Origin of the sequence: Dactylosporangium sp. NBC_01737 (genome assembly GCF_035963215.1) — a bacterium.
Taxonomy (GTDB): Bacteria; Actinomycetota; Actinomycetes; order Mycobacteriales; family Micromonosporaceae; genus Dactylosporangium.
Genome location: NZ_CP109153.1, coordinates 10,764,902 through 10,788,030 on the forward strand (window position 1 = coordinate 10,764,902; position 23,129 = coordinate 10,788,030).

Genomic DNA, 23,129 nt, shown 5'->3' on the forward strand with positions numbered 1-23,129 from the left:
GGCGACCGAGCGGTCAGGCGAGCGTGACCGCCTGCGCCGTGCGGCCCGCGGTGACGGTGAACGGGACACCGTCGATGGTGTAGTCGCCGAGGAAGGCACGGACGGTGAGCGTGCCGTCCGCGGAGGTGCGCATGCCGGTCGGTGGCAGCCACCATTCGCCCTTGATGAGGGACTCCAGGGCGTCGTACGACGGCTTGCGGGTGCCGTCTGCGCGCACCAGGCCGCCCGGGGCGCCGAGCCAGGCCCCGTCGTCCGTGAGTCCCCAGTAGTTGACCGCCTGTACCGCCGGGTGCGCGAACAGCGTCCGGTAGTGGCGGACCACGTCGTCGGCCTGGCGCGATTCGCCGTCGGGGGTGCTCGGCCACTCCGGGATCCGGTAGTCGTTGAGGTCCTCGATGTCCGACGGCATCAGGTTTCCCGACACCAGCGTGGTCTCCGTCATGTGCAGCGGCAGGCCGTACCTGGCGAACCGGTCCAGGACGCCGATGATGTACTCCTCGCCGCGGTACCCCTGGTGCATGTGGGTCTGCAGGCCGATCGCGTCGATGCGCACGCCCGCCTCCAGCACGCCCTCGATCAGGCACTCGAACGCCGAGGACAGGTCGAAGTCGTTGAGCACCAGCGTCGCCGCCGGGTTGGCGGCGCGGGCCTCCTCGAACGCCATCCGCACCATGTGGATGCGGCCACGGGCCCGTGCCAGCGGCGTGATGGCGTTCTCCCCGTTGGCGAACACCGGCATGATGACGGCCTCGTTGATGGCGTCCCAGGTGTCGATCAGTCCGGCGAACCCGCCGGCGAGGTCGCGGATACGGGCCCGCAGCAGGCGCTCCACCTCGTCCAGACCCAGGCCCAGCAGCCACGGCGGCTGCACGGTGTGCCAGACGAGGGGATGGCCCTTGACGGCGACGCCGCGCTCGGCGAACCAGCGGGCGGTGGCGGTCAGCCGCGCGGTGTCCGGCGTGCCGCGGCGCGGCTCGTAGCCGCCCCAGTAGAACGGCAGCGTCGAGGTGTTGAACAGATTGAGCCACAGCTCACCGGCCCGGTCGAGGTCGAGCCGACCGGCCCGCCCGAACGTCTCGACGTCCTCGCCGCCGGCCGGCGCGGGACCGCCGACGAGCGAGACGAAGTCGAAGCCGATGTTGCCGAACGCGAACGCGTGACGCTGCTGCGCCACGGTCACCGTCCGGTCCGGGGCGGGCCGGCCGTCGGGCGTGAGGACGGACAGCTCGACCTCCCCGGTGCGGTGCCTGAACGTGTCGTCCATGAGTTCAGCGGACCTCCGTGCGTGAATGCGCCAGCGGGCTTCCGTGGCGACCCGACAGTGGTGCGGGCGAGTGGCCGAGCACAAGCGTAGGCCGAGCCGCCGCCCGGGATGATCGGTGCACGGGGTTCAGGTCGAGCTGCGCGAGGGCGTTGCGGGCCGGAGGGGATTTGAACCCCCGGTGGGGCATGGCACGCCAGCGGCCCCACGCGCCTGCGAGCCGCCGTGCGTACCCGGCTGCCGGCTCGTCAGCGCTGCGATAACCCGGCTCTGCCACCGGCCCGCCGCAGTATCGCCGAACCCGCGCCGGTCCAGCACCCGGATTACTGGGGCGCCGCGAGGGTCGCGGTCGACCACTGGGACCAGCAGGCGTCATACAGGCCGATCGGCGACAGCTGGTGACGAGCCGCTCCGCGTGCGCGGCGAGCGTCGAGGCCTCGCTGGCGCGACCGCCGGCGCTGTCGGCGTGAGCCCTGGTGATGAACGCGGATGATCTTGTGGGTGGGTTCAGGTGCGGGCGGCGAGGTCGGCGACGGTGCCGTACAGGTCGGCGTTGTCGCTGATGACGAGGGCGTCGTCGGCGACCGGGACAGGGACCGCGGCAAGTCCGCGCAGGAACTGGGCGAGTGGGGGTCCGGCCACGGCCAGCGCGGTCGGCCGGCAGTAGACGACCACGAGCTGGCGGCCGCGGAAGGTCACGATCCGTCCGCGGAGGAACCCGCCGTAGTCGGGCTCGTCGTCGAGAATGTGTTCGTAGCCGCGTGGCACGTTGCGGGCGTGGGCGTCTCGGGCATCGTGCAGCCGGCCGTCCGGGTGGATCCAGAACACGAAGTCGGGTTGGGTGTGGGTCAGTTCCTTGATGGCGTTGCGGCGCCCGCGGAACTGCGGCGCGAGGAACCCGAACGCCTCCGCGGCCTGGTCCCGGGACACCGACCCGACCGTGATCACCGGCACCGCCCGGCACGCCAGGAAACCCGCGCCGTGACGTACACGAATGCTGCCATGACCCGCGACGGTAACCGAACAGGTGCGGTGACAACCGTGAATTTCATCCGGTACCGGTTCAGCCGGGCCACGGCACACAATCGGTGACCCGGCTCCGGTGCTCGCCATCGGTCCGCTCAGCGTGCACCCCGACCACCAGCGACGCGGCGTCGGCCTGGCCTTGATGCACGCCGCGCTCGGCGCCGCCGACGCACTCGACGAGCCCCTCGTCGTCCTGCTCGGCGACCCCGGCTACTACTCGCGTTTCGGGTTCCGGCTCGCCGAGGAGTACGGCATAGCGCCGCCCGTGCCGCAATGGCGACCGCATTTCCAGGCGCGGACCCTCACCGCGTTCAGTCCCGAACTGCGCGGGCAGTTCACGTACGCTGAGCCGTTCAATCGGGTGTGAACCCAGGTGATGCGGCAGGATGGGTGGCATGGTCAGGCGGATGGCCGACGCGGCATACCGGCAGGAGCAGGACCGCGATCGGTATGCGCCACACGTGAGACCGATCAACGAACTCGTCGACGAGCTCCGCGACCCGGACGGGCGGGGCTGGATGCCCTACGTCGCGCCCGTTCACGGCGGCGTCAACGCACGCGTGCTGTCCATCCTGCGTGACCCCGGCCCCAAGACGCAGGACGGGACCGGCTCCGGCTACCTCTGCATCGAGAACGACGACGCCACAGCCGAGCAGCAGTACCTCGCCTTCCAGACCGCCGGGATCGACGTCCACGACCTCATGCCCTGGAACGCCTACCCTTGGTACATCAACCGCAAGCCCACCGCCGCGGAACTCGACGCCGGCGTCGAACCACTCGTCCGCCTCCTCGACCTCCTGCCCCGGCTCACCGTCGTGCTGCTCCAAGGCGGCGACGCCCGAAGCACCTGGCACCGGTTGACGCGCCGCCGCCCAGACCTCGTCGCCGACCGACACCTGACCGTCATCGGCACCCACCATCCGGGCCGGCAGGCACTGTGGTCCGCCGACCCGGCCGTCCGCGAGCAGCGACAGCAGCACAGGCTCGACGCCTACCAGCAGGTTGCCGGCGCGCTGTGCGCACGATGAAGCGGCGCTCCACACCGAGCGGATGTCAGCGATGACGAGGCGACCAACGCTGTTCCTGACTGTGGGACTCCCGTGTACCGGAAAGACCACTGCTGCTCGGCGCATCGAGGTCGAGCAGCAGGCGCTTCGCCTCACGAAGGACGAGTGGGTGAAGGCGCTCTACGGGCACGAGAATCCGCCGCCGGCGCAGGACGTGATCGAGGGACGGCTCATCCAGATCGGGCTGCGCGCCCTCGAACTCGGCGTCAACGTCGTGATCGACTACGGCCTCTGGGGCCGGGACGAGCGCTCCGCGCTGCGGCAGGCGGCAGCAGACCTGGGCGCCACGGTGGAACTGCACTACTTCGAGCTCACCCCGGCCGAGCAGCGGAGACGATGTGATCAGCGGCAGGCCGAAGCGCCGCACACCACCTGGCCCATGTCCGACGAGGAACTCGCCGGGTGGGCTGCGAGCATCGACATCCCGACGCCAGGCGAACTCGACGGCAGCGAACCCATCGACGACCCACCGGCCGGATTCGTGACCTGGGACGAGTGGCGCAGGCACCGCTGGCCGCCGTCGGTCTCCTGAGGCCCGCGGTCCGTCCGGAGACCGGCGGCGGCCGGCTTCCGCTCGGGTGCCAACCTCGGACACCGCGAGTCTCGTGTACCCGGTGAGACGAGGTTTGAGGGGTGCTGGTGGACGATGAGGCAAGCTTCCGGGAGTTCGTGTCGGCGCGACTGGGGCGGCTGTCGCGGATCGCATACCTGCTGACCGGCCCCGGGACAGCGGGCCGTCATCCGCGACATCCCCGGCACGGACCTGGGGCTGCGGCCCACGGAAGCGGTGCTCGCCGAACTCGGGACGCCGGTGCTGGGCCCGGACGACCACACGCTGTTCATTCCCACCCGCGCCACGGCCGCGACGGGGCAGGGCCGCTTCCTCGTGGGGTTCGACATCGACACCGGACGGCCGACCGAGCGGTACCCGCTGCCCGACCAGGTCCCCGCCGCCCAGCGCTCCGCCGCGGACGGAGGTGTCGAGTACGGACAGCCGGACGCGCGCTACCTCCTCGGCATCCACGCCGACGGGCCGCTGCTGCTCCACATCGCGCCGAGCCGGAGCGATCCGTTCACGGCCGGATCCGTGTCCATCGAGCTGGTCGCCCGGGACACGGGCACGCTGAGCACCGTCACGCTGGTGTCGAGGCCGATCACGCTGATCTGCTACCTCGGCTGACAGCGGCTCGCAAGGACGCAGGGACAGCGCCCGTGGTGAAGCTACGCGGGCGCTGCCCGGGCACGCCGCCCTGGTGACCGGCCGTAACCCCGGCGGCTCGGTGGTCGGCCGCCTCGACCTCGCCAGGGCGCGGTGACGGTGCTGGGCCGCACGGAGCACTGGCCCGCCCCGCCGAAATGCCTCGCCACCGCGACACTGGTGGCCTGCCACCGCGAGCGGGTGTCCGTGTGGCGGTTGTGAGCCGGCGGCGGGCTCAGCCGGCCGCGCCGGCTGTGCCCGCGGTGACGGCGCCGGACGCGCCGCCCGCGTTCCAGTCCCACATGGTCAGCACGACGGCGAGGACGAAGATCTGCACGGGCAGCGGCACACCGGGCAGGTCGGCCACCGCGTCACCGCGCCAGATGCTGGTCCGCTTGACCGAGCCCACCCGCCGGCCGTCGCTGCGCAGCTCCTGCTCCTCGCGCCACAGCGATGCCCGCTGGAACTCGTAGGTCCGCCCGCCCGCCTCGACCGTCCACCGCTTGCGGACCACCCGGTTCGCCGCGGCGAACGGCGCGCCGTCGTGGCCGACCATGCCGTACCGGCTTCCCCACAGGTTGCTGCGGACCTCGTACCGCCGCCCGTCCAGCTCGAAGCGGCCCCCGGCCGTCCACAACGACCCGTCCCACACGGCGACCTGCCGGCCGTCCGCGCTGATCGCGTAGCGGTCCTTCCAGACGCTGACCTTCCTGGCCTCCAACAGGTCATGCCCTCCCGCGCCGTGAGTGAAGCTGGACACCTCAAGGGTGCGCGGCGGCCGGGCCGGGCGGCAGTACCACCGCTCACACGTTGGCCATGACGGATGTCATCGGCCGCGCGGCGCTAGGGTGCACAGGATGACACCGGTGATGCGCCTCGAAGTCGACGGAGAGGTTTTCGACGTGACGGCGCGGCCCGGGCGTCCTGGTCAGCACGACTACACCTGGATTTCGGGACGGGACCCCGGGTATGGGTTCAGCTCGGCCCGGTCGGATCGCCAGCCGCCGACGACGGCCGAGCACGTGGCGGCCATCCGCAACTTCCTTGCCCAGATCGACCCGGAGACCGGCCATATCGCCTAGCGCGCTGCGGCGTAGGCCTTGCCGGCCTCCAGCAGGGCCGCGATCTGCTCCGGGGGCTGGGGTTTCGCGAAGTGGTAGCCCTGGCCGTGCGGGTAGCCGAGGTCGCGCAGCCGCTGGGCCTGGGCCTCGGTTTCGATGCCCTCCGCGACCGCGGTGAGCCGCAGCGCCCGCGCCATCTGGATCACCGCCGCCGCGACGGTGCGGCCGGCGGGGGCGGTACACGTGCCGGTGAAGGCGCGGTCGAGCTTGATCTCGTCGACGGGGCACGACTGCAGGGTGCTGAGGCTGGAGTGGCCGGTGCCGAAGTCGTCGAGGGAGATTCGGACGCCGAGCGCGCGCAGGGCGTGGACGGACTGGACGCAGCTCGGGTGCAGCGTCGCCGTCTCGGTGATCTCGACGGTGAGGCGGTGCGGGGCGAGGCCGGTGGCGGTGAGGACGCGGGACACGTCGGCGGCGAAGTCGGCCTCCTGCAGCTGCCTGGCCGAGACGTTGACGCTGAGGCGCGGCGCGGCGTCGTACACGGCGAGCCACTGCACCGCCTGGCGGCAGGTCTGCTCCAGGATCCAGCGGCCCAGCGGCACGATGAGCCCGGTCGACTCGGCCACGGGGATGAAGTCGGCCGGTGGGACGGTGCCGCGGTCGGGGTGCTCCCAGCGGACGAGGGCCTCGACCATCGCCGGCACGCCGCCGGCGGCGAGGTCCACGCCGTCAAGGGCGACGATGGGCTGGTAGACCACGGAGAACTGCTCCTCGTCGATGCCGGTGCGCAGGTCCCGTTCCAGGGTGGCGCGGGCGCGGACCGGCACGTCCAGCGGTGCGGCGTAGTCGACGTGGCGGATGCGGGGGCCGTCCCGGTCGGCCTTCGCGGCGTACATGGCGACGTCGGCGCGGCGCAGCAGCTCCTGCGGCGTGGCGGCGACCGTGCCGAGCGCGACGCCGATGCTGGCGGCCAGCCGCAGCCGGTGGCCGTCGACGTCGACGGGCTCGTCGAAGGCGGCGGCGATGCGGGCGATGACCGTCTGCGCGGCGGCGGCGTCCGCGTGCTCCAGCAGGATCGCGAACTCGTCCCCGCCGAGCCTGGCGACGATGTCGCCGCGCCGCACGGCCGAGCGGAGCCGGTTCGCGGCGGCGACCAGCAGCGCGTCGCCGACGGCGTGGCCGAGGGTGTCGTTGACGGTCTTGAACTCGTTGAGGTCGATGAGCAGCACCCGCAGCCGCTCCGGCGGGCCCGCGGAGAGCGCCTCGGAGACGCGTTCGCCGAAGAGGCTGCGGTTGGCGAGGTCGGTGAGCGCGTCGTGGCTGGCCTGGTGGCTCAGCCGCTGCTGGAAGTCGCGGGCGTCGGTGACGTCGCGGGAGTTGCAGACGATGCCGGCCACGCCGGGGTCGTGCAGGAGGTTGGCCATGGTGATCTCGGTCCACCGCCAGCTGCCGTCGATGTGCGCCAGGCGGGCCTGGAACACCACCGGCGCGTCGGGTTCGCGGATGACCCGTTCGTACGCGGCCAACACCTCCCCCACGTCGTCGACGTAGAGCATGTCGGCGGCGGGGCGGCCCGGCCACTGCTCCGCCGGCAGCCCGAGCAGCCGGGTCGCGCCGGGGCTCACGTACGTGAGGATCCCCTCGGCGTCGGTGACGGTGATGAGGTCCGAGGCGTTCTGCACCAGCGAGCGGAAGCGGCGCTCCCGGTCGCCGAGCTCGACCATGCCGGCGTCGAGCCGGGCGACGAGCCGGGCGTTCTCCTGGAACGTGAGCATCTGGCGGGCGACGACCAGCACGGCGAGGATCACCACGCCGACAGCGACGCCGAGCCGTTCCCCCGCGTCGTCGGAGGTCATCACGTACAGCAGCAGCACGTTGCCGGCGGCGACCGCGACGTACGGCATGACGCTGAACGGCCGGCGCCTGGCCCGCACGACGGTGGCGTCCCCGGCGGGCCGGGTGCGGCGCTCGCAGCGGGCCGCGAACACCGCGAAGAGGCAGCTCAGCGGCACGGCCAGCTGGCTGGGGCTGGGCGCGCCGGGCGGCAGCAGCGCCTCCGGTGCGGACGCGAGCGCGCCGATGACAATGGCGAGGCCGAACCACCGCAGCGCGGCCCGGTCGACCGTGGATCCGCCGGTGAGCGCGACCTTGACGATGGCGAACAGCGCCAGCAGCACCACGACCAGCGTGACCAGCCCGGTGAAGAACGCGGTCCGGTTGCCGCCCTCCTGTGCCAGCGACGGGCGCAGCCAGAACTGCCACAGGAACAGCCCGCCCGCGGCCACGACCGTGCAGGCGTCGAGCAGGAACGTGACCCGGCGCGGCCGGCCCTCCAGACCCAGCGGCAGCCGCAGCAGCGCCCAGCCCTCCAGGAGTACCGCGGCGAGGAAGACCACGCCGTCGACCGCGCCGATGCGCCCGGCCGGGTCGGCGATCGCCTGGACGCCACGCACCACCGAGCCGAGCCCGACGAGCAGCGTGCCGGCGCCCAGGTACCGCCAGAACCGGGCGGCGGCCCGGTTGACCCGCGGGTCGGCGCCGACGGTCCACAGCGCGGCACCGGCGAGGACCGCGGAGCACAGGTTGGGCACCCAGCCGAGCGCGGCGGGGCCGACGGGACCCCGCACGTTGAGCGCGAACCAGCCCCACGCGACCACGACGATCACCACCTGGGTGATCACGTCGGCGTGAGAGGGCCCGAACACGGCGTCGCGCAGACGCGCCGCCGGCCGCGGCCGTCCCGATCCGGTCATCCGCACACGTCCCTCGAAGTGCATTGTCCGGACTGCTCATCGACCGCAACCCGCGGGACCTGAGCGTCATCCGCCTGCCGACGCACCGTACCGCCCCGCACACCCGCACGCCGATCGTCCCCCTGGCCCCGCCGGTCGGCCTATTCGGTCGTGCCCGGGTAGACGGCGCTCACCGTCGTGCCGTTGACGCCGTTGGCCGAGCAGACCGGCCGGGACAACGGCACGAACACCGAAGCGGTCTCGTCCGGCACGTAGACGCGGTACCCCGCCGCCCGCACCGGCCGGCAGGTCTCCTCCGGGAACATCTCGGGGTGGCCGGTCCGCAGGACGGCGTGCGCGCCCTTCCCCGGCGCGAGCGACACCTTCGCCGGGGTGCCGCCGTCCCGTTCGGCCGGGTCGTTGATCTGCGCACCGGACGCGCCGGTCACGTACGACACGCCCGGGAAACCGTACAGGGTGCAGGTGCGGCCGGAGGTGTTCGTGAAGATCAGCCACGACCAGACGCTGCCGGCGCTACCGCCGCCCGGCGCCGCTTCCACCGTCACCCGCAGCTCGCCGGTCCGGCACCGGCCCGAGACGGACTGCGTCGACAACGTGCTGGAGCCACCGCACGGCGTTGAGGAGGGCGGTGAGACCCGCCAGGCGCTCCTGGACGCCGCCCGCGGCCGGTTCATGCGCCTGGGCTACGATCGACCCGCTGCGCGACCTCGTCGACACGCTGCTGGGCCCCTGACCGCTCAGCCGGGCAGGTCAGGCACGTCGACCCCGAGCCCGGCGGCGAGCTCGGCCGTCCTGCGCGGTGTCGTGCACCGCCTGGCGAGCGCGGCCTCGTCGAGACGGCCGCCGCGCGCCTGGAACAGGACCTGCCCGGCGGGGTGTGCGCGCAGCTGCTCGACGGTGCGGTGCCGGGCGAGGTCCTGCGCCGCGCCGACCAGCGCCGGCAGCGATGCGCGCAGCTCGCCGGCCCACGCCCGCACGGCGTCGAGCCATGCCTGTGCAGCGGCGTCGGGCGTGGTGGAGAAGCGGGCGACGGCGGCGTCGAGGTCCGGCCACGTGAAGTCGCGCCAGGGCCGGGACCTGAGCACCGGCAGCTGCCACACCCGCCTGGTGTGCGCCCAGTGATCCGCGCGGGCCGGTACCGAATGGACGGTGAGCCCGGGCGCGCACAGGGCCGTCAGGTTCCAGCCGTGACAGGCGCCGGTGTCCAGTCCGAAGACCCTGCCGTCGCGCAGCAGCGGCTCGCGCCCCGTCACGTGGTGGCCGAACACGACCGGTTTGGCGTCGGTGTAGTGCTCGTGCCAGTGGCCGCCGGGAAACATGGCGGTGAGCTCCCGCTCGCCGCTGGTGGATCCGCAGAGGATCTCTTCCTTCTGCGCCGCCAGGGGTACGCCGGGCAGCATCGCGGCGTGCACGACGCGGACGTGGCCGTTCTCGAAGGAGTACGGCAGCGTGCGCATCCACTCGACCGCGCTGTCGTAGCCGTCGCCGAGCTGCAGGCGGGTGATCTCCTGCGCGTAGGAGAAGATGCCGCGCACGTGCTTGCGCTCGTGGTTGCCCATGACGACGACGGAGTTCGGCCGCTGCTGGAAGAACCTGACGACGTCGCCGGGCTTCGGGCCGCGGTCGACGATGTCGCCGACGCTGACGAGCAGGTCGTCGGGGTGCAGCTGGACGGCGTCGAGCAGGTCGAGCAGCTCGTCGTAGCAGCCGTGGATGTCGCCGACGACGACGGTGCGTCCCATCCGCGTCAGCGTAGGAACGCACCGGGCCGGCCGCAAAGCGATTACCAGCCGCCGTCGAAGAACGCCGCGAGCGCCGGTGCCGGGTCGGCCGCGACGGTCGTGTTCGCCACGGCGATCACGGCGACGGCCAGCGAGGACAGCGCCATGAGCGCACCGAACGCCCCCGCGGCGCGCCGGTCGGTGCCGACCCGGGCGAACCGCCGCCACGCCACGACGCTCAGGGCCAGGAGGGCGGCGGCCGCGACCGTGGCGATCACCGCCATCACCGCGTGGTAGTGGGCGAAGTCGTCCACCATCACGTCGACGGCGGGCGGCGCCGGGGATGCGGCGAGCCGCTGCCGGACCTCGCCGAGGGTGCCGGACAGGGCCGCGTCGGGCGCGGCGCCGTCGACCAGCGTCGGCAGCAGCGACGCGAAGGGCGCTCCCATGCCCTGGAGGTTGGCCATCACCATGGCGAGGGAGAACAGGGCGAGGACCGTCACGGCGACGCCCGCCGACGCGACCGCGCCCCGCCGCCCGGCGCCTCGCTGGAACGCCTTCCACAGCACGGCGCCCAGCGCGACGAGCACCACCAGCAGCAGCGCCGCCGTCGCGGCCTTGAGCAGGTGGTAGCGGAACCAGTCGTCGACGATCGTCCGCAGGCGCGGGGTGAGGTTCCGTTCGCCGGTGCGCCAGTACTCGACGAACGCCCCGCGGAAGGACGCGGAGGGGTTGCCCAGCAGCGCGGGCGGGGCGGCGAAGAAGGCGGCGAGGAGCCCGGCGGCGAGCGCGGCGAGGGCCGCTGCGGTTCGGTTCAAGGGGATTCCTTTGCTCATTGCCGGCCCCGCAGGTACGTGAGCACCGCGAGGACCCGGCGGTTCGTGTCGTCGCTGACCGGCAGGTGCAGCTTGGTCAGGACGCTGCCGATGTGTTTGCCCACACCGGCCTCGGTCAGGGTGAGGATGCGGGCGATCGCCGCGTTCGAGTGGCCCTCGGCGATGAGGGCCAGCACCTCACGCTCGCGGGGCGACAGGTGCCCGAGCGGGTCGCGGCCGCGCTGCATCAGCTGCCGGACCACCTCCGCGTCGACGACGGTGCCGCCGGCGGCGACGGAGCGCAGCTTGTCGACGAACTCCTCGACGTCGGCGACGCGGTCCTTGAGCAGGTAGCCGATGGCCCGGCCCTGGCCCGAGCCGAGCAGTTCGCCGGCGTAGCTGTGCTGCACGTACTGGCTGAGCGCCACGACGGCCAGCCCGGGATCGGCGCCGCGCAGGGCCACGGCGGCGCGCAGGCCCTCGTCGGTGAAGCCCGGCGGCATGCGCACGTCGGTGACGACCAGGTCCGGCCGGGTCTCCCCCACCGCCGCGATCAGCGCGGCGGCGTCGCCGACGGCCGCGACGACGTCGAAGCCGAACCGGGACAGCAGCCCCACGAGGCCTTCACGGAGCAGGACGGAGTCCTCCGCGATCACGACGCGCATGGCAGCTCGACCCGCAGGATCGTCGGCCCGCCGGCCGGGCTGGACATGAGCAGCCGGCCGCCGGCCGCGGCGGCCCGGTCGGCGAGCCCGGTGAGGCCCGATCCCCGCTGCGGATCGGCGCCGCCGCACCCGTCGTCGCGGACCTGCACGGCGAGGGTGTCGCCGGTCCGCCGGGCGGTGACGACGGCCTCGGTGGCGGCGGCGTGCTTCACGGCGTTGGCGAGCGCCTCGGACACCGCGGCGTAGGCGACCGTCTCCACCGCGGGCGTGAACCGGTCGGCGTCGGCGTCGACCCGCACCGGCAGCGGGCTGCCGGCGGCGAGCTCCTCGACCGCGGCCCGCAGGCCCAGCTCGCGCAGCGTCCGCGGGCTGATGCCCCGGACCAGGGCGCGCAGCTCGACCATCAGCGTCTTGGCCTGCTCGTGCGCCGAGGCCACCGCGGCGGCCGCGGGTGAGCCGGCGGGCAGGTCGAGCTTGGCGAGGCCGAGCTGCATGGTGAGGCTGACGAGGCGTTGCTGGGCGACGTCGTGCAGGTCCCGTTCGATGCGGCGCCGTTCGGCGTCGAACGCGTCGGCGAGCCGGGCCCGGGACCTGGCCACCTCGACCAGTTCGGCGGCGGCCGGGTCGGGTTCGGTGCACAGCAGCAGCCGGGCCAGCGCGGCGTGCGCGCCGCCGAACGCGGCCGTCAGGTACGCCAGGACGGGGATCAGCGCCAGCCCGAGACCGGCCCGGCCCGCCGCGGTCCACGCCGAGTGCACGACGGTGAGGTGGTGGTGCACCGACAGCGGCGTGGACACGACGATGAGGCCGACGAGGCCGAGCACCCCGGCCCACACCGGCGAGGCGACGAGGAGCAGCAGGTACGCCACCGCGCGCCAGGTGGCCGGGTCGGTGTACAGGTTGCCGTCCCGCCGCGACGGTGCCGGGCCGTCGTCGGCCAGCCGCAGCCGCCACCGCTCGATGCGGGCCACGACCGGCGCCAGCATCGGCAGCACGGCGGCGAGCAGCCCGACCCCGGTCACGCCGAGCGCGGCCGCCGCGAGCGGGTAGCCCCCGCCGGGGCTGACCCGGTGGTACCGCAGCACGTCGACGGCCAGGGTCAGCGGCGCGAGGGGCACGCACAGCAGCAGCCACAGCGCGACCGACGCGGTGGCCGTGGTCGCGGCGTACACCATCGCGCGCCACGGCCATGCCGAGACGAGGAACCCGGGACGCTGCAAGGCCTGCAGCAGCGTGGTCGGCGGCGTCATGTGGTCAAGCTAGGGGACTGCGGACGACCCGGACCAGGACGCTGGACCGAGTCTTGTGGTAGAGCCAGCTATACCCGTCTCATCGGACCGGGTAGCCGATCTCGGCCAGGTCGTCGGCGAGGTGCCGCAGCTTCAGGTCCGGGTTGAGCCGCCGCACCAGCGCCTTGGTCAGCGGTTCCATCGCATACACCGCGCCCACGGCGGCGCCGTCCAGCTCCTGCTCGTAGTAGTCCGCGGCGAAGCGCAGGTACGCCTGCGGTGTCCCGTCCACGAGCACCGCGAACAGGTAGTCGGCGCCGTCAGGGTCGGGGCCGGGCGGGTAGGTGATGTCGCCGGTGTGCCAGCGGTCATCCGTGGTCTCCCGCCACAGGCACACCGTCGCGTTGAGCCGGTCGTCGTAGCTGAACGCCGGCTCGTTGACGCTGCCGGCGAACACGGCCGGGACCGTGTCGATCAGGCCCGGCCACAGCCGGCCCTCGCCTGCGGTGTTCATCGGATACTCGTGGGCGAAGCCGCGGATGAACACGCCGGCCGCGTCGAACACGATCGAATACGCGTCGCCGGAGCCGTTGCGCATCGAGGCCATCTCCTGCCCCGGGCTCCACCGCGAGTCGAAGGAGAAGAACCGGTATTCCCACTCGGGGCTGAGGATCGCGTCCAGCACGGCGATGGCCCGGCAGCGGTCGTGCAGGACGGGGATCTGCGGCAGGGCGGCGGCGACGTCGTGAGCGGTCACCGCCACATTCAATCCCATGCCGTGCGAGGTGCGAGGAAAGCGGTGGCCCTAGTTGACAAAATCGCCGTGGCGATTTTAAGGAGAAGGAAGGACCTCCATGGCCTCGCCCTCGGAGCTTAGCATCCGCCCCAGATCGACGGGGTCGAAATTACTGTCCTGATTGGACGGACGGAAGACGTAGGCGGGGCCGCCGCCGATCGCCTCGTCCGCGTCGTCGTAGCGGACCGGCATGCCGGCCGGATCCGCCGGGGCGTGCCGGAACAGGTCGTGCACGCTCGGCAGGCTCTCCAGGTATTCGACGTAGGCCGGCAGGGTCTGCTCGAGCAGGGTGCCGTTGTGGGACGCGGACTGCACCCGGGAGCGCAGGTTCGCGTCGAGGTACACCAGCTCGCGGCGGGACAGGTCCAGGTAGGCGATGAACTTGGTGAGGTTGGCGCCGCGCACCGGGAACGACAGTTGCGTGCGCGACGGCTCGAACAGCGTGCCCTGCTGCGGCTCCTCGCCCCACTGCAGCGCGGCGTGGACGTCGGTGGCGTCGGCGAACGTGCGGCGGGAGTAGCACAGCAGGCTCCACACCGCGTACCGGACACCGGCCCGGGCGAGCTCGTCGAGGTACAGATCGATGAGCTGGCAGGCGCGGCCGTCGAGGTCCTTGGAGTTCGTCGGGTCGCCGGAGAACACCGCCGCGTCGCCGAAGCGGTGCCTGTCCCAGCAGCACTCCCCGACCGGCGCCCAGCCGTCGTCGAAGAAGTTCCAGCTGTTGTCGTACCAGATGTTGGTCCCCGTGGGGCCCGACGCCCAGTAGGAGGCGGAGCGCACGAACCGGATCCGGTCCGGGATGCCGAAGACGGTGCCGCGGCCGTACGGTGCCAGCTCGGCGTCGTTCGTCGGCAGCTTCACCTTCGCCGCCGCCGGGTCCAGGGCGACCGGGCCGGCGCCGGCGAGGCGGCGGATCAGCTCGGCGCCGATGACGGCGAGCACCGCGTCGCGCGGGGCACGGGGCAGCTGCCGGCGCTGCTCGGCCTCGACGATCTGCGCCTTCGACCAGTTGCCGCGCGGCGGGAACATGCGCCACTGCCTGCCGTCGACGGTCTGCAGGTGCCGCTGCAGCTTCAGCAGTTGCAGGGTGCTGAGGCGGCCGACGACGGTCTCGACGCCGGGTGCGGCGCCGAAGGCGAGGATCAGCTGGTGCAGCCGCCGGGCGTATTCGCCGGGCCGGGTCGCGAGCAGCTCCGCGGCGGCGGGGTCCCGCTCGGCGAGCAGCCGCTCGACATCGGCGGCGAACCCGCGCACGGGGGTGCCGGTGTACAGCACGTGGTGCGCGTCCAGGACCCGCGGGAACGTGGCCCGGTAGTCGCCGGGGTGCAGGGCGAACAGCAGGCGCTTGAACGGCTCGCGGCGCCGGGCGACGTCGTCGAGCAGGTGCGTGGCGCTCTCCAGCATGCCCAGCAGGTACCGCCGCTCCGGCCGGGTGAAGCGCCGCAGGCGGTGCGGGGTGCGCAGGCCGGGGTCGCCGCCGGACAGCGCGACGGCCAGCCGCAGCACGTCGGTCGCGGTGCCGACCCGCGCCGGGACGCCGGTCTCGAGCAGCCGCACCGCGAGCCGGATCCGGTTCTCCACGAAGGACACCGTGGCGAGGTCCACGGGCCCGTCGGCGAGCGCGACGACGTCGTCCCACTGGGCGTCGGTCCAGCGCGACGGCAGCGCGCACAGCCCGTCGAGGATGCGCGGCAGCGCGTCGTCGCCGGCGGGGTGCAGGACCCGCGGCGCCGGCAGGTCCGGCAGCGGCGCGCGCTCCGCCTCGTCCTCGGTGACCAGGTCGTTGGGCAGGCCCCAGTACATGAGGATCTGGCGGGTCCAGTAGCCGACCTCGTCCATGGCGAGGACCTCGGCCGGGAAGTTCTTGTACACGACGAAGTTCGTCATGCGCTTGTCGTCGCCGGTCAGCACGGAGAGGACCGGCTCGACACCCGTCCACCAGCCGCGCAGCTGCTCCTCGCCGGCCTCGCCGAGCGTCGCATACGCCCGAGCGGACAGCGCGAACCCGTAGTAGGCGATGTTCGCCGCGACGGTGGCGAGCGACGCCGCCGAGGCGGCGGGCGTGCCGGCGGCGGGCAGGGCGATGAGGTCTCGGGCGATCAGGACTCGTTGCACGCCTGTGAGCGTCCCGCACCGCGCCCACCACGGTCAAAGCCGTTTCCCCGCCCGACTATCGTCGATGGCATGACGCGATGTCTGCTGGTGCCCGGGCGCGGCAACCCCCTGCCGCAGCACTGGATGCGGCAATGGGCCCGCGAGGATCCGGCCGTCCGCTGGGCGGCCGAGCCGACCGGCCCACCGTACGTCCCGGACGAGGCGGTCGCGGCGCTGCACGCGGCCGTCACCGCCGACGACGAGCCGGCGGTCCTCGTCGCGCACAGCGCCGGGTGCCTCACGGTGGCGTTCTGGGCCGCCCGGCACACCGGGCCGGTCGCCGCGGCGCTGCTGGTGACCCCGCCGCAGGTGGAGGCGTTCGGGGCCATCCCCCGCACGCCGCTGCCGTTCCGGTCGATCGTGGTCGGCAGCCGCAACGACCCGTACACGACCGTCGAGCAGTTCGAGGACTTCGCCCGCGACTGGGGCGCCGAGCTGCATGACGCGGGCGCCGTCGGCCACCTCGACTCCGCCACCGGCTTCGGGCCGTGGCCGGACGGCGAGCGCCTCCTGTCGGCGCTCAGGCTGGGTCAGTCCTCGACGCCGTAGCCGGTGAACGTGTAGACGCCAGGCACCTCGCGCTCGATCTCCGCCCCGACGCGGGCGCACTGCCGCTCCCAGTCCTCGTCCTGGTCCTGCTGGATCTCCTCCGGCATCTGCCCGTAGGCGTAGCCGGAGTACAGCAGGATCCCGAGCGCCTTCGGCTCGTACTCGTCGTAGTCGTACACACGGGGCCGCGCCGGCGCACCCTGCTCGTCCTTCACGCGCAGCTTGGCGGCGGCGGCCCGGACCAGCTGCAGGATCGTCTCCCGCTCGTCCGGCGGTGGCTCGGCGCCGTCCTTGCGCGCCACGAACAGGGCAGGACCATACGCGGACATCCGCTCGCCTCCGATCGACGGCGGCGAGCCTACCGGACCGTCACGCCGCCTCCTGGGCGGCCTCCGGCTCGACGAAGTCGCCGAGCTCGACGCCGACCTCGCGCAGCACGTCGGTGAGCTTGGCGACGCTCGGCACGGCCCGCGTGACACCGGGGCCGATCAACGTGTACCAGGCGATGGACCCGACGCCGCCGACCTCGACGCGCCACGTGCCGTCGGGTGTCTGCATCGCCGCACCGCTCATGCTGTCACCTCCGCTGCGCTCCGGCGCCGGCCCGAGCCGATACTGCGCCCGTGATGGACGGCCCCCTGACGCTACGACAGGGCCACGACCAGCGGGAAGGCATGATCGAGAAGTACACCGGTGTAGTTCTGTCCCTCCATCGGCGATCGTGTGTGACACCATCCTGCGGTGCGGCTGTCGCGGGTGTGGCTGGTGTTCGGCGTGATCGGCGTGCTGGCGGTCGCCGGGGCGGCGGTGTCCGCGACCGACGTGTCGCTGCGGTGCGCCGTCGTGGCGGCCGGTGTGCTGGCCTGGCACGCCGCGACGGGTGCCCGCGCTGCGGCGCCGCGGGTGCGGTGGTCGCTGACCGCCGGCTGCGTGCTGGTCGCCGTCGCCGCGCTGGCACGGCAGTGCGCCGTCGTCGACCGGCCCGCCGACGCCGGCTGGTTCGCGTACGGCGCGCCGGGGACCGCGGCGCTGGTCGAGATGCGCGACACGGTGTGCCGGCTGCTGGGGTGGGAACTGACCGCGGCCGGTGTCCTGCTCGGCGCGGTGGTCCTGTTCGCCGGCGCCGTGCACGGCCTGCCCCGCGCCGGCCGGCGCAGCCGGGTCGTGGCGGCCGTGGCCGCGGCGGTGGTGGTGGTCGCCGGGATCCTCGCGGACCGGTGGCTCGCCATCGACGAGCCGTTCGCGGCGGCGCGCGGGGTGTGGCCGGGGCTGCTGGTCGCCGCCGCCGGTCTCGCGCTGCTGGTCCTGGCGGGGCGGCGCGCCGATCACCGCTGGCTGGTCGCGGCGGGCGCGGCGCTGGTCGCGGTCCAGGCGGCCGTGACGCTGTCCGACGTGACCGCCCTCTGGCTGACCGTGGACTCGCTCACCGACTGGATCTGCTCCGACGGCGACGGGACGATGCGCGCGGTCGCGGTGAGCACGACGGCGGGCAAGGGCGGCGGGCCGGAGGTCGGGCAGGCAATGACGGTCGCGCTGACGCTCGGCGGGCCGGCCCTGATCGTGTCCGGCTCGCTGCGGGCCGCCACGCCGGCGGACGGCGCGCAGGACGGGCCGTCGCCGGAACCGGCCGACGGCTGAGGAGACGGGGCCGCCGTCCCCTCAGCCGAGCCGTCAGACGCCGATCCTGCGCCAGTCGCCCCAGATGGCGAACGTCATGCCGCGGCTGGCCTGGATGTTGACGAACAGCGTGTGCCCGTCCGGGGAGAACGTCGAGCCGGCGAACTCGTCGTCGAAGCGCGGCGTACCGGTGCTGCTGACGAGCCGGTTGAGCGCGATGTCGAACAGCTCACCCCGCGGGGTCAGCCCGCGCAGGTAGTTGTCGGCGACGTTGTCCTCGCAGACCACGAGCGTGCCGCGCGGGCTGGTCGTGACGTTGTCGGGGAAGTCCAGCACGTCGGGCCCCGTCGACTGGTACAGCAGCCGCAGCACCCGCTCGCGGATGTGGTACGCCCAGATCTGGCCGTTGCCGTTGCCGTAACCGTTCGCGATCGGGCCGGTGCTGGTCTCCTCGGGGCCGCCGCCCTGGGTGGAGGTGAAGTAGACGACGCCGCGGTCGTAGGTGGCGCCCTCCAGCCGGGAGAAGTACGCCGCGCCGCGCGCCCAACCCTGCCGGGCGACGTGGCTGATCGCGTCGTTGTTCGTCGTCGGCGCCGGCTCGCCGGGCGTGTACGGGAACACCGGCGACGGGTCGTCGATGTCGACCCACTCGACGGCGAACGCCGACCCGCGTGGCAGCGCCGCCTCGAGGTGGATGTTGGGGCGGCCCTTCACCTTGAGCATCTGCAGCCGCCCGCGGTTGCCGAGGCGGCCGGTGCGCATCGGATTCTGCCGCGGCGTGTACCGGTAGAACCCGGACGCGAAACCGAAGTCGTCCTCGGTCAGGTAGAGCGCACCGTCGTGCGGGTCGAACGCGACCGCCTCGTGCGCGAAGCGGCCGGCCGCGGTGATCGGCTCCCGTTCGGCCCTGCCCTGCACGGGGACCTCGAAGACGTACCCGTGCGGCTTGGTCAGCGGCACGTTGGACACGCCGGTGAAGTCGGCGGCGACGTCCGGGCCGTTGACGGTCTCCTCGCACGTCACCCAGCTCCCCCACGGCATCGGGCCGCCGGAGCAGTTCATCTGGGTCCCGTTGATGCTGGTGTACGAGCGGATGACCTCGCCGTGCCGGGTGACCTCGACGGTCGTGGTGCCGCCCTGCGCCATCGGGTCGTATGCGGCCGACGCGTCGCCGAACGCCGGGCCGGGCCCGTTGACCTCGTGGTTGCGGATCAGGGTGTAGTTGCCGCGCCGGCCGCGGAACGCCGCCATGCCGTCGTGCCGGCCGGGCAGCGTGGTGCCGTCGTCGAGGACGACGGGGGTCTCGGTGTCGTGGAACGAGCGGTACTCGAACCCGGCGGGCAGCCACAGCCGGACCGCGCCGTCGCGGTGGTCAGGGACCGGGCCGAGCGCCGGGCTGTGCCCCGGTCCAGGACGGTCGTGCTGTGCGGGTGCGGCCTCGCCGCGTGCGGCGAACCCGGCGAACGGGCCGAGCGCGGTGCCGCCGAGTATCGCGGCGGCGCCGCGTAACGCGGTCCGCCGGTCGATGCCAGCCATGGGCACTCCCTTCGCATGGCGTCCTTGCCATTGAGAAGCCCCGATCATCGACCGCCGTTCACCTTGTGGCAACCCTCTGTTCATCCAGAAGGGGGGCGGACCGCGGCCGCGAGGGTGCCCACGAGACGGTCGACGTCGGCGGGCGTGACGTGCAGGTGCGGCGAGACCCGCAGCGCGTCACCGCGGCGCGCCACGTAGCAGCCGGCCTGCCGCAGCGCGGCCGCGGCCCGGTCGGTGGCGCCGCCCGGCACGCGCAGCCCGAGCAGGTGCGGGCCGCGCGGCTCGGTCGCGGTGATGCCGGCCCCGGCCGCGGTGACCCGGGCCGCGACGTCGGCGGTGATCCCGGCGAGGGTGGCGGCGATCCGCGCCGGGGTCCAGGCGTGGATCTGCTCCAGCGCGGCGATCGCCATCGGCGTCAGCTCGAACAGGGTGCGGGCGCCCTGGTCGTACCGGCGGGCACCGGGCAGATACTCGTCGCGGTAGTCGACCAGACCGGCGAAGTCGTCGGAGTCCGCGCGCACGATCCAGTTCTCCTCCAGCGGCCGCCCGTCGCGGTGCTCGGCCGCGGCCCACAGGTAGCCCCGGCCGAACGGCCCCAGCAGCCACTTGTAGCCGACCGACACGACGAAGTCCGGGCGCAGGGCGGCGACGTCCAGTGGCATCACCCCGAGGGACTGGCTCGCGTCGACGACGAGGCGGGCACCGGCCTCGCGGGCACGGGCCGCGACCCGGTCGAGCTCGACCAGGCCGCCGTCGGTCCAGTGCACGTTGGGCACGGACACGATGTCGACCCGCTCGTCGATCGCGGCGATGACCGCGTCGGTCCAGGTCTGCCCCGCCTCGCGGGTCACGGTCGTGACGCCGCCGCCGTGGCGTTGCACCATCCGCCGCCACGTGTAGATCCCCGACGGGTACTCCTCGGCGAGGACGAGGACCTGCCGGGGCCTCTCGGCGCCGAGGACACCCGCGGCGACCGCGAACCCGTAGCTGGTGGCGGGGACCAGCGCGACCCCTTCGGCGTCCGCGCCGAGCAGCGCGCCGAGCAGCGACCGCAGCCGCTCCACGTCGGTGAACCAGTCCGCCTCGCGGATCGTCCACGGCCTGGCCCGCCGCCGCAGCGCGGCGTCTCCCGCCTCGCGGACCGCGTGCAGCATCGGCGAGAGGCTGGCGGCGTTGAAGTAGGCCACGTCGTCCGGCACGTCGAACAGGTCCCGCTGCGAGCCCAGTACATCGACCATCACGGCACCCTAACCCGCTGCCGCACATCACTTCAGTCGCGGGCCCACCGGCCGATAAGAGCACGTGTCCCGTCTGCGTGCGGTGGCAGACGTCTGCGTGCGCCTGTTGGACGCACCACCCGACGACGGCCATCTGCTGGAGCGTCTGGTCTCCGCCATCGGCGCGGAGCTCGCGGACTGCTGCGTCGCGGGCGCGCTCGCCGGTCCCGCCGGCGCCGTCCCGGTCGCGCGGACCGTCGCCTGCGGCGCCGAGCCGGCCCTGACCGGTGCGCTGCTCGACGCCGTCGTCACGACCCTGGACGGGTCCGGCACCCAGGCGCTGGCCGAGTCCCTCATCGTGCCGGTCCTGGTCCGTGGCGCGGTCATCGGCGCGCTCGGCGTGCTGTGTCCCGGCGGCGGCGCGGTCCCGCTCGCCGACGGCGCGTTCGTCGAGGCGGCGGCCACCGTCGCGGGCGGGGTGATCGAGCACAGCCACGCGTTCGCCGCGACCCTCGAGCTGCTCGAGGATGCCCGCCGGCAGGGGGACCTGCTCGACGCGATCTCCGACGCGATCGTCTCCTGCGACGCCGACGGCGTGATCGTGAGCTGGAACTCCGGCGCCGAACGCCTGTACGGGTACTCCTCCGGCGACGCGGTCGGCTGCGACCTGCTCGCCCTGCTCGCCACCGCGTGCGTCACCGATGGCGTCGAGGCCGGCACGGCGCAGATGCTGCAGGACGTGGCCGCGGCCGGCCGGTGGGAGGGTGAGCTGCGCGAGCGGCGCTCCGACGCGACGATGCTGACGGTGCTGTCGTCCGTCTCGGCGCTGCACGCCGCCGCCGACGGCAGCCCGGCCGGGTACGTGTTCGTCAACCGTGACGTCACCGAGCAGCGCCGGCAGGAGCACGAGGCGGCGCACGACGTCCTCACGGGCCTGCCCAACCGGCGGCGGCTGGTAGGGCGCATCCGCGACGCCGGTGAACGGGTCCGCCGCGGCGGCGGCCCGATGGCAGTGCTCTTCCTGGACCTCAACGGGTTCAAACCGGTCAACGACCGGCACGGCCACGCCGTCGGCGACGAGTTGCTCATCCGCATCGCCGGGCGGCTGGCGGGCACGGTGCGCAGCACCGACTTCGTGGCCCGCCTCGGCGGCGACGAGTTCGTGGTCGTGCTGGAGCAGTTCGGCGCGGTGGAGCGGGTCATACCGGTGCTCCAGCGGATCCTGCACGCCGTCGAAGAGCCCATGGAGCTGTCCACGGCGACGGTGGCGGTCTCCACCAGCATCGGCGTCGCGCTCGCCGGGGACACCGGCACCCCGGCCGAGGCCGAGATCGATCCCGAGCACCTGGTCAAGACGGCGGACGAGGCGATGTACCGGGCAAAGCGCCGCCCCGGCCGCGTCGCGTTCGCCGACCCGGACCTCGACCACTGCTGGCTCGGATCCTGAGCGGCGGCCGAGGTCGTCGATCGCCGGTCAGCGCGGGATGCGCGCCAGGGTGTCCGCCCAGCGGTTGCCGGACCAGGTCGGCAGCAGCGCGGCCCGGAACGCGTGGGTGTTGTTCAGGCCGCCCTTGACGAAGTAGCCGCCGGTCGGCGCCCGCATCCACTTGTTGTCCAGCACCGTGCCGTGGGTGCTGTGGTAGGTGCCGACGTTGTGGTCGTACCAGTAGAGGCCGTAGCCGCCGCCGTTGAGCAGGTTGCCGGCGACCAGGACGTCGTGGATGTCGCCCTGATCTGCCTTGAACAGCATCAGCGACGTCTGCGTGAACGGGTTCTCCAGCCGGTTGCCGAGGATCTTGATGCAGAAGCTGCCCTCGACCTTGTCGGTGGTGCCGGCGACCAGGCCGTCGATGCTGCTGGTGCCGAGCACGCAGTTGGCCTCGGTGGTCTGGATGACGTCGTTGTGGCAGGTCTCCTGGACGCAGTACGGGTCGTGCAGCCACGAGTCGATGATCGCCACGCCGCCCCAGTTGGCCCGGGCGATGTCGCCGGAGGAGTGCGTCCGGTTCAGCCGCCGCACCAGGCGCGAACCTTCTCCCCGGACAGCGCGATGAGCAGCACGAAGTTCGCCAGCAGGCCGATCACGGTCGCCGGGGGTCCCCCGTTGAGCAGCCCGACCAGGCCGGCCAGGAGGCTGACCACGCAGACCGCGCGGGCGGCGTCGCGGGACCAGCCGGCGCCCGCGAGGAGCCCGGCGCCGCTGGCGACCTCGATCGCCGACACGAGCACGGCCGTGGCGGCGAGGGCCACCACCACGCCCTCCTCGCCGTGGGAGGTCAGGTCCCCCAGCAGCGTCGCGCTGATGATCACGCCCAGCCCGCCGAGCACGATCAGGGCCAGCCCGACCGACCAGATCATCGCCGAGCGGGCCGGCCGGGCCGCGTCGCGCCGGGCACGGGCGAGCAGGCGCCGGTCCGCCGGGGTCAGTTCGTCGTGTTCACCCATCGCGGTCGTACCCCTTCCG

General features: G+C 73.3%; 25 protein-coding genes and 1 pseudogene. 8 read left to right on the forward strand and 18 right to left on the reverse strand.

Annotated elements, in window-relative coordinates; genetic code table 11:
- Positions 1 to 13: 13 nt before the first annotated feature.
- From OHA72_RS49525 to OHA72_RS49535, 3 genes and pseudogenes are all read right to left on the reverse strand, one after another.
- On the reverse strand, positions 14 to 1,264 hold the full coding sequence (locus tag OHA72_RS49525) for an endo-1,4-beta-xylanase (protein ID WP_327003053.1): 1,251 nt from the start codon (positions 1,262 to 1,264) through the stop codon (positions 14 to 16).
- 152 nt (positions 1,265 to 1,416) lie between these two features.
- Positions 1,417 to 1,544: pseudogene (locus tag OHA72_RS49530) on the reverse strand.
- A 224-nt stretch (positions 1,545 to 1,768) separates the two neighbouring features.
- Complete coding sequence (locus OHA72_RS49535) at positions 1,769 to 2,191, reverse strand: hypothetical protein (protein WP_327003054.1); 423 nt, start codon at positions 2,189 to 2,191, stop codon at positions 1,769 to 1,771.
- Positions 2,192 to 2,363: 172 nt separating this feature from the next.
- On the opposite strand from OHA72_RS49535, the gene OHA72_RS49540 reads away from it, so the two are divergent.
- The 4 genes from OHA72_RS49540 (at position 2,364) to OHA72_RS49555 (ending at position 4,534) form a co-directional block, all read left to right on the forward strand.
- Entirely contained in the window at positions 2,364 to 2,654 is a 291-nt protein-coding gene (locus OHA72_RS49540) for a GNAT family N-acetyltransferase (RefSeq protein ID WP_327003055.1), read from the forward strand.
- Positions 2,655 to 2,748: 94 nt separating this feature from the next.
- A complete protein-coding gene (locus OHA72_RS49545) occupies positions 2,749 to 3,315 on the forward strand; it encodes a uracil-DNA glycosylase (RefSeq protein ID WP_327003056.1) in 567 nt (188 codons plus the stop codon).
- 31 nt (positions 3,316 to 3,346) lie between these two features.
- Positions 3,347 to 3,886 (forward strand): P-loop nucleotide/nucleoside kinase family protein, encoded by a 540-nt coding sequence (locus tag OHA72_RS49550; protein ID WP_327003057.1) that lies wholly within the window; start codon positions 3,347 to 3,349, stop codon positions 3,884 to 3,886.
- A 255-nt stretch (positions 3,887 to 4,141) separates the two neighbouring features.
- Positions 4,142 to 4,534, forward strand: coding sequence for a hypothetical protein (locus OHA72_RS49555; protein ID WP_327003058.1), 393 nt, complete (start codon positions 4,142 to 4,144; stop codon positions 4,532 to 4,534).
- A gap of 253 nt (positions 4,535 to 4,787) precedes the next feature.
- On the opposite strand, the gene OHA72_RS49560 is transcribed toward OHA72_RS49555, so the two are convergent.
- Positions 4,788 to 5,312 carry a hypothetical protein gene (locus tag OHA72_RS49560; RefSeq protein ID WP_327003059.1) on the reverse strand — a complete coding sequence of 175 codons (525 nt, stop codon included), beginning with the start codon at positions 5,310 to 5,312 and terminating at the stop codon, positions 4,788 to 4,790.
- A gap of 97 nt (positions 5,313 to 5,409) precedes the next feature.
- Between OHA72_RS49560 and OHA72_RS49565 the strand changes: the two genes are divergently transcribed.
- On the forward strand, positions 5,410 to 5,634 hold the full coding sequence (locus OHA72_RS49565; RefSeq protein ID WP_327003060.1) for a hypothetical protein: 225 nt from the start codon (positions 5,410 to 5,412) through the stop codon (positions 5,632 to 5,634).
- Here OHA72_RS49565 and OHA72_RS49570 read toward each other — a convergent pair.
- The 8 genes from OHA72_RS49570 to OHA72_RS49605 form a co-directional block, all read right to left on the reverse strand.
- Entirely contained in the window at positions 5,631 to 8,366 is a 2,736-nt protein-coding gene (locus OHA72_RS49570) for a putative bifunctional diguanylate cyclase/phosphodiesterase (RefSeq protein ID WP_327003061.1), read from the reverse strand. The genes OHA72_RS49565 and OHA72_RS49570 overlap by 4 nt on opposite strands.
- A 140-nt stretch (positions 8,367 to 8,506) precedes the next feature.
- Complete coding sequence (locus OHA72_RS49575) at positions 8,507 to 8,911, reverse strand: DUF4232 domain-containing protein (protein WP_327003062.1); 405 nt, start codon at positions 8,909 to 8,911, stop codon at positions 8,507 to 8,509.
- A 192-nt stretch (positions 8,912 to 9,103) separates the two neighbouring features.
- The gene (locus OHA72_RS49580) at positions 9,104 to 10,108 is read right to left on the reverse strand and encodes a metallophosphoesterase family protein (RefSeq protein ID WP_327003063.1); all 1,005 of its coding nucleotides are present in this window, start codon (positions 10,106 to 10,108) and stop codon (positions 9,104 to 9,106) included.
- Positions 10,109 to 10,149: 41 nt separating this feature from the next.
- Positions 10,150 to 10,905, reverse strand: a complete 756-nt coding sequence (locus OHA72_RS49585) for a hypothetical protein (protein ID WP_327003064.1) — start codon at positions 10,903 to 10,905, stop codon at positions 10,150 to 10,152.
- A gap of 14 nt (positions 10,906 to 10,919) precedes the next feature.
- Complete coding sequence (locus OHA72_RS49590) at positions 10,920 to 11,567, reverse strand: response regulator transcription factor (RefSeq protein ID WP_327003065.1); 648 nt, start codon at positions 11,565 to 11,567, stop codon at positions 10,920 to 10,922.
- Entirely contained in the window at positions 11,555 to 12,817 is a 1,263-nt protein-coding gene (locus OHA72_RS49595; protein WP_327003066.1) for a sensor histidine kinase, read from the reverse strand. The genes OHA72_RS49590 and OHA72_RS49595 overlap by 13 nt, the downstream gene beginning before the upstream one ends.
- 79 nt (positions 12,818 to 12,896) lie before the next feature.
- On the reverse strand, positions 12,897 to 13,559 hold the full coding sequence (locus tag OHA72_RS49600; RefSeq protein ID WP_327003067.1) for a hypothetical protein: 663 nt from the start codon (positions 13,557 to 13,559) through the stop codon (positions 12,897 to 12,899).
- Between the two features lie 69 nt (positions 13,560 to 13,628).
- Positions 13,629 to 15,707, reverse strand: coding sequence for a hypothetical protein (locus OHA72_RS49605; protein ID WP_327003068.1), 2,079 nt, complete (start codon positions 15,705 to 15,707; stop codon positions 13,629 to 13,631).
- Between the two features lie 69 nt (positions 15,708 to 15,776).
- Between OHA72_RS49605 and OHA72_RS49610 the strand changes: the two genes are divergently transcribed.
- Complete coding sequence (locus tag OHA72_RS49610; RefSeq protein ID WP_327003069.1) at positions 15,777 to 16,295, forward strand: RBBP9/YdeN family alpha/beta hydrolase; 519 nt, start codon at positions 15,777 to 15,779, stop codon at positions 16,293 to 16,295.
- Here the strand turns inward: OHA72_RS49610 and OHA72_RS49615 are convergent.
- Positions 16,277 to 16,624 (reverse strand): hypothetical protein, encoded by a 348-nt coding sequence (locus OHA72_RS49615; RefSeq protein ID WP_327003070.1) that lies wholly within the window; start codon positions 16,622 to 16,624, stop codon positions 16,277 to 16,279. The two genes, OHA72_RS49610 and OHA72_RS49615, sit on opposite strands and share 19 nt — an antisense overlap.
- A gap of 40 nt (positions 16,625 to 16,664) precedes the next feature.
- Positions 16,665 to 16,868 (reverse strand): hypothetical protein, encoded by a 204-nt coding sequence (locus OHA72_RS49620; RefSeq protein ID WP_327003071.1) that lies wholly within the window; start codon positions 16,866 to 16,868, stop codon positions 16,665 to 16,667.
- 168 nt (positions 16,869 to 17,036) lie between these two features.
- Here OHA72_RS49620 and OHA72_RS49625 point away from each other — a divergent pair, with 168 nt between their 5' ends.
- The gene (locus OHA72_RS49625) at positions 17,037 to 17,933 is read left to right on the forward strand and encodes a hypothetical protein (RefSeq protein ID WP_327003072.1); all 897 of its coding nucleotides are present in this window, start codon (positions 17,037 to 17,039) and stop codon (positions 17,931 to 17,933) included.
- Positions 17,934 to 17,966: 33 nt separating this feature from the next.
- Here OHA72_RS49625 and OHA72_RS49630 read toward each other — a convergent pair whose 3' ends face one another.
- On the reverse strand, positions 17,967 to 19,448 hold the full coding sequence (locus tag OHA72_RS49630) for a PhoX family protein (RefSeq protein ID WP_327003073.1): 1,482 nt from the start codon (positions 19,446 to 19,448) through the stop codon (positions 17,967 to 17,969).
- Between the two features lie 80 nt (positions 19,449 to 19,528).
- A complete protein-coding gene (locus tag OHA72_RS49635; protein WP_327003074.1) occupies positions 19,529 to 20,686 on the reverse strand; it encodes an aminotransferase class V-fold PLP-dependent enzyme in 1,158 nt (385 codons plus the stop codon).
- 64 nt (positions 20,687 to 20,750) lie between these two features.
- Here OHA72_RS49635 and OHA72_RS49640 point away from each other — a divergent pair, with 64 nt between their 5' ends.
- Positions 20,751 to 22,112, forward strand: a complete 1,362-nt coding sequence (locus OHA72_RS49640) for a diguanylate cyclase domain-containing protein (RefSeq protein ID WP_327003075.1) — start codon at positions 20,751 to 20,753, stop codon at positions 22,110 to 22,112.
- Between the two features lie 27 nt (positions 22,113 to 22,139).
- Here OHA72_RS49640 and OHA72_RS49645 read toward each other — a convergent pair whose 3' ends face one another.
- Complete coding sequence (locus OHA72_RS49645; RefSeq protein WP_327003076.1) at positions 22,140 to 22,685, reverse strand: hypothetical protein; 546 nt, start codon at positions 22,683 to 22,685, stop codon at positions 22,140 to 22,142.
- Complete coding sequence (locus OHA72_RS49650; protein ID WP_327003077.1) at positions 22,673 to 23,110, reverse strand: hypothetical protein; 438 nt, start codon at positions 23,108 to 23,110, stop codon at positions 22,673 to 22,675. The genes OHA72_RS49645 and OHA72_RS49650 overlap by 13 nt, the downstream gene beginning before the upstream one ends.
- Positions 23,111 to 23,129: the final 19 nt, after the last annotated feature.

What these genes read in the sequence shown, in the direction of transcription:
- OHA72_RS49525 (WP_327003053.1), bottom strand. Translation starts at nt 1,264, where the DNA reads ATGGACGACACGTTCAGGCACCGCACCGGGGAGGTCGAGCTGTCCGTC.
- OHA72_RS49550 (WP_327003057.1), top strand. Translation starts at nt 3,347, where the DNA reads ATGACGAGGCGACCAACGCTGTTCCTGACTGTGGGACTCCCGTGTACC.
- OHA72_RS49565 (WP_327003060.1), top strand. Translation starts at nt 5,410, where the DNA reads ATGACACCGGTGATGCGCCTCGAAGTCGACGGAGAGGTTTTCGACGTG.
- OHA72_RS49570 (WP_327003061.1), bottom strand. Translation starts at nt 8,366, where the DNA reads ATGACCGGATCGGGACGGCCGCGGCCGGCGGCGCGTCTGCGCGACGCC.
- OHA72_RS49580 (WP_327003063.1), bottom strand. Translation starts at nt 10,108, where the DNA reads ATGGGACGCACCGTCGTCGTCGGCGACATCCACGGCTGCTACGACGAG.
- OHA72_RS49590 (WP_327003065.1), bottom strand. Translation starts at nt 11,567, where the DNA reads ATGCGCGTCGTGATCGCGGAGGACTCCGTCCTGCTCCGTGAAGGCCTC.
- OHA72_RS49595 (WP_327003066.1), bottom strand. Translation starts at nt 12,817, where the DNA reads ATGACGCCGCCGACCACGCTGCTGCAGGCCTTGCAGCGTCCCGGGTTC.
- OHA72_RS49610 (WP_327003069.1), top strand. Translation starts at nt 15,777, where the DNA reads ATGACGCGATGTCTGCTGGTGCCCGGGCGCGGCAACCCCCTGCCGCAG.
- OHA72_RS49615 (WP_327003070.1), bottom strand. Translation starts at nt 16,624, where the DNA reads ATGTCCGCGTATGGTCCTGCCCTGTTCGTGGCGCGCAAGGACGGCGCC.
- OHA72_RS49620 (WP_327003071.1), bottom strand. Translation starts at nt 16,868, where the DNA reads ATGAGCGGTGCGGCGATGCAGACACCCGACGGCACGTGGCGCGTCGAG.
- OHA72_RS49630 (WP_327003073.1), bottom strand. Translation starts at nt 19,448, where the DNA reads ATGGCTGGCATCGACCGGCGGACCGCGTTACGCGGCGCCGCCGCGATA.
- OHA72_RS49635 (WP_327003074.1), bottom strand. Translation starts at nt 20,686, where the DNA reads ATGGTCGATGTACTGGGCTCGCAGCGGGACCTGTTCGACGTGCCGGAC.
- OHA72_RS49650 (WP_327003077.1), bottom strand. Translation starts at nt 23,110, where the DNA reads ATGGGTGAACACGACGAACTGACCCCGGCGGACCGGCGCCTGCTCGCC.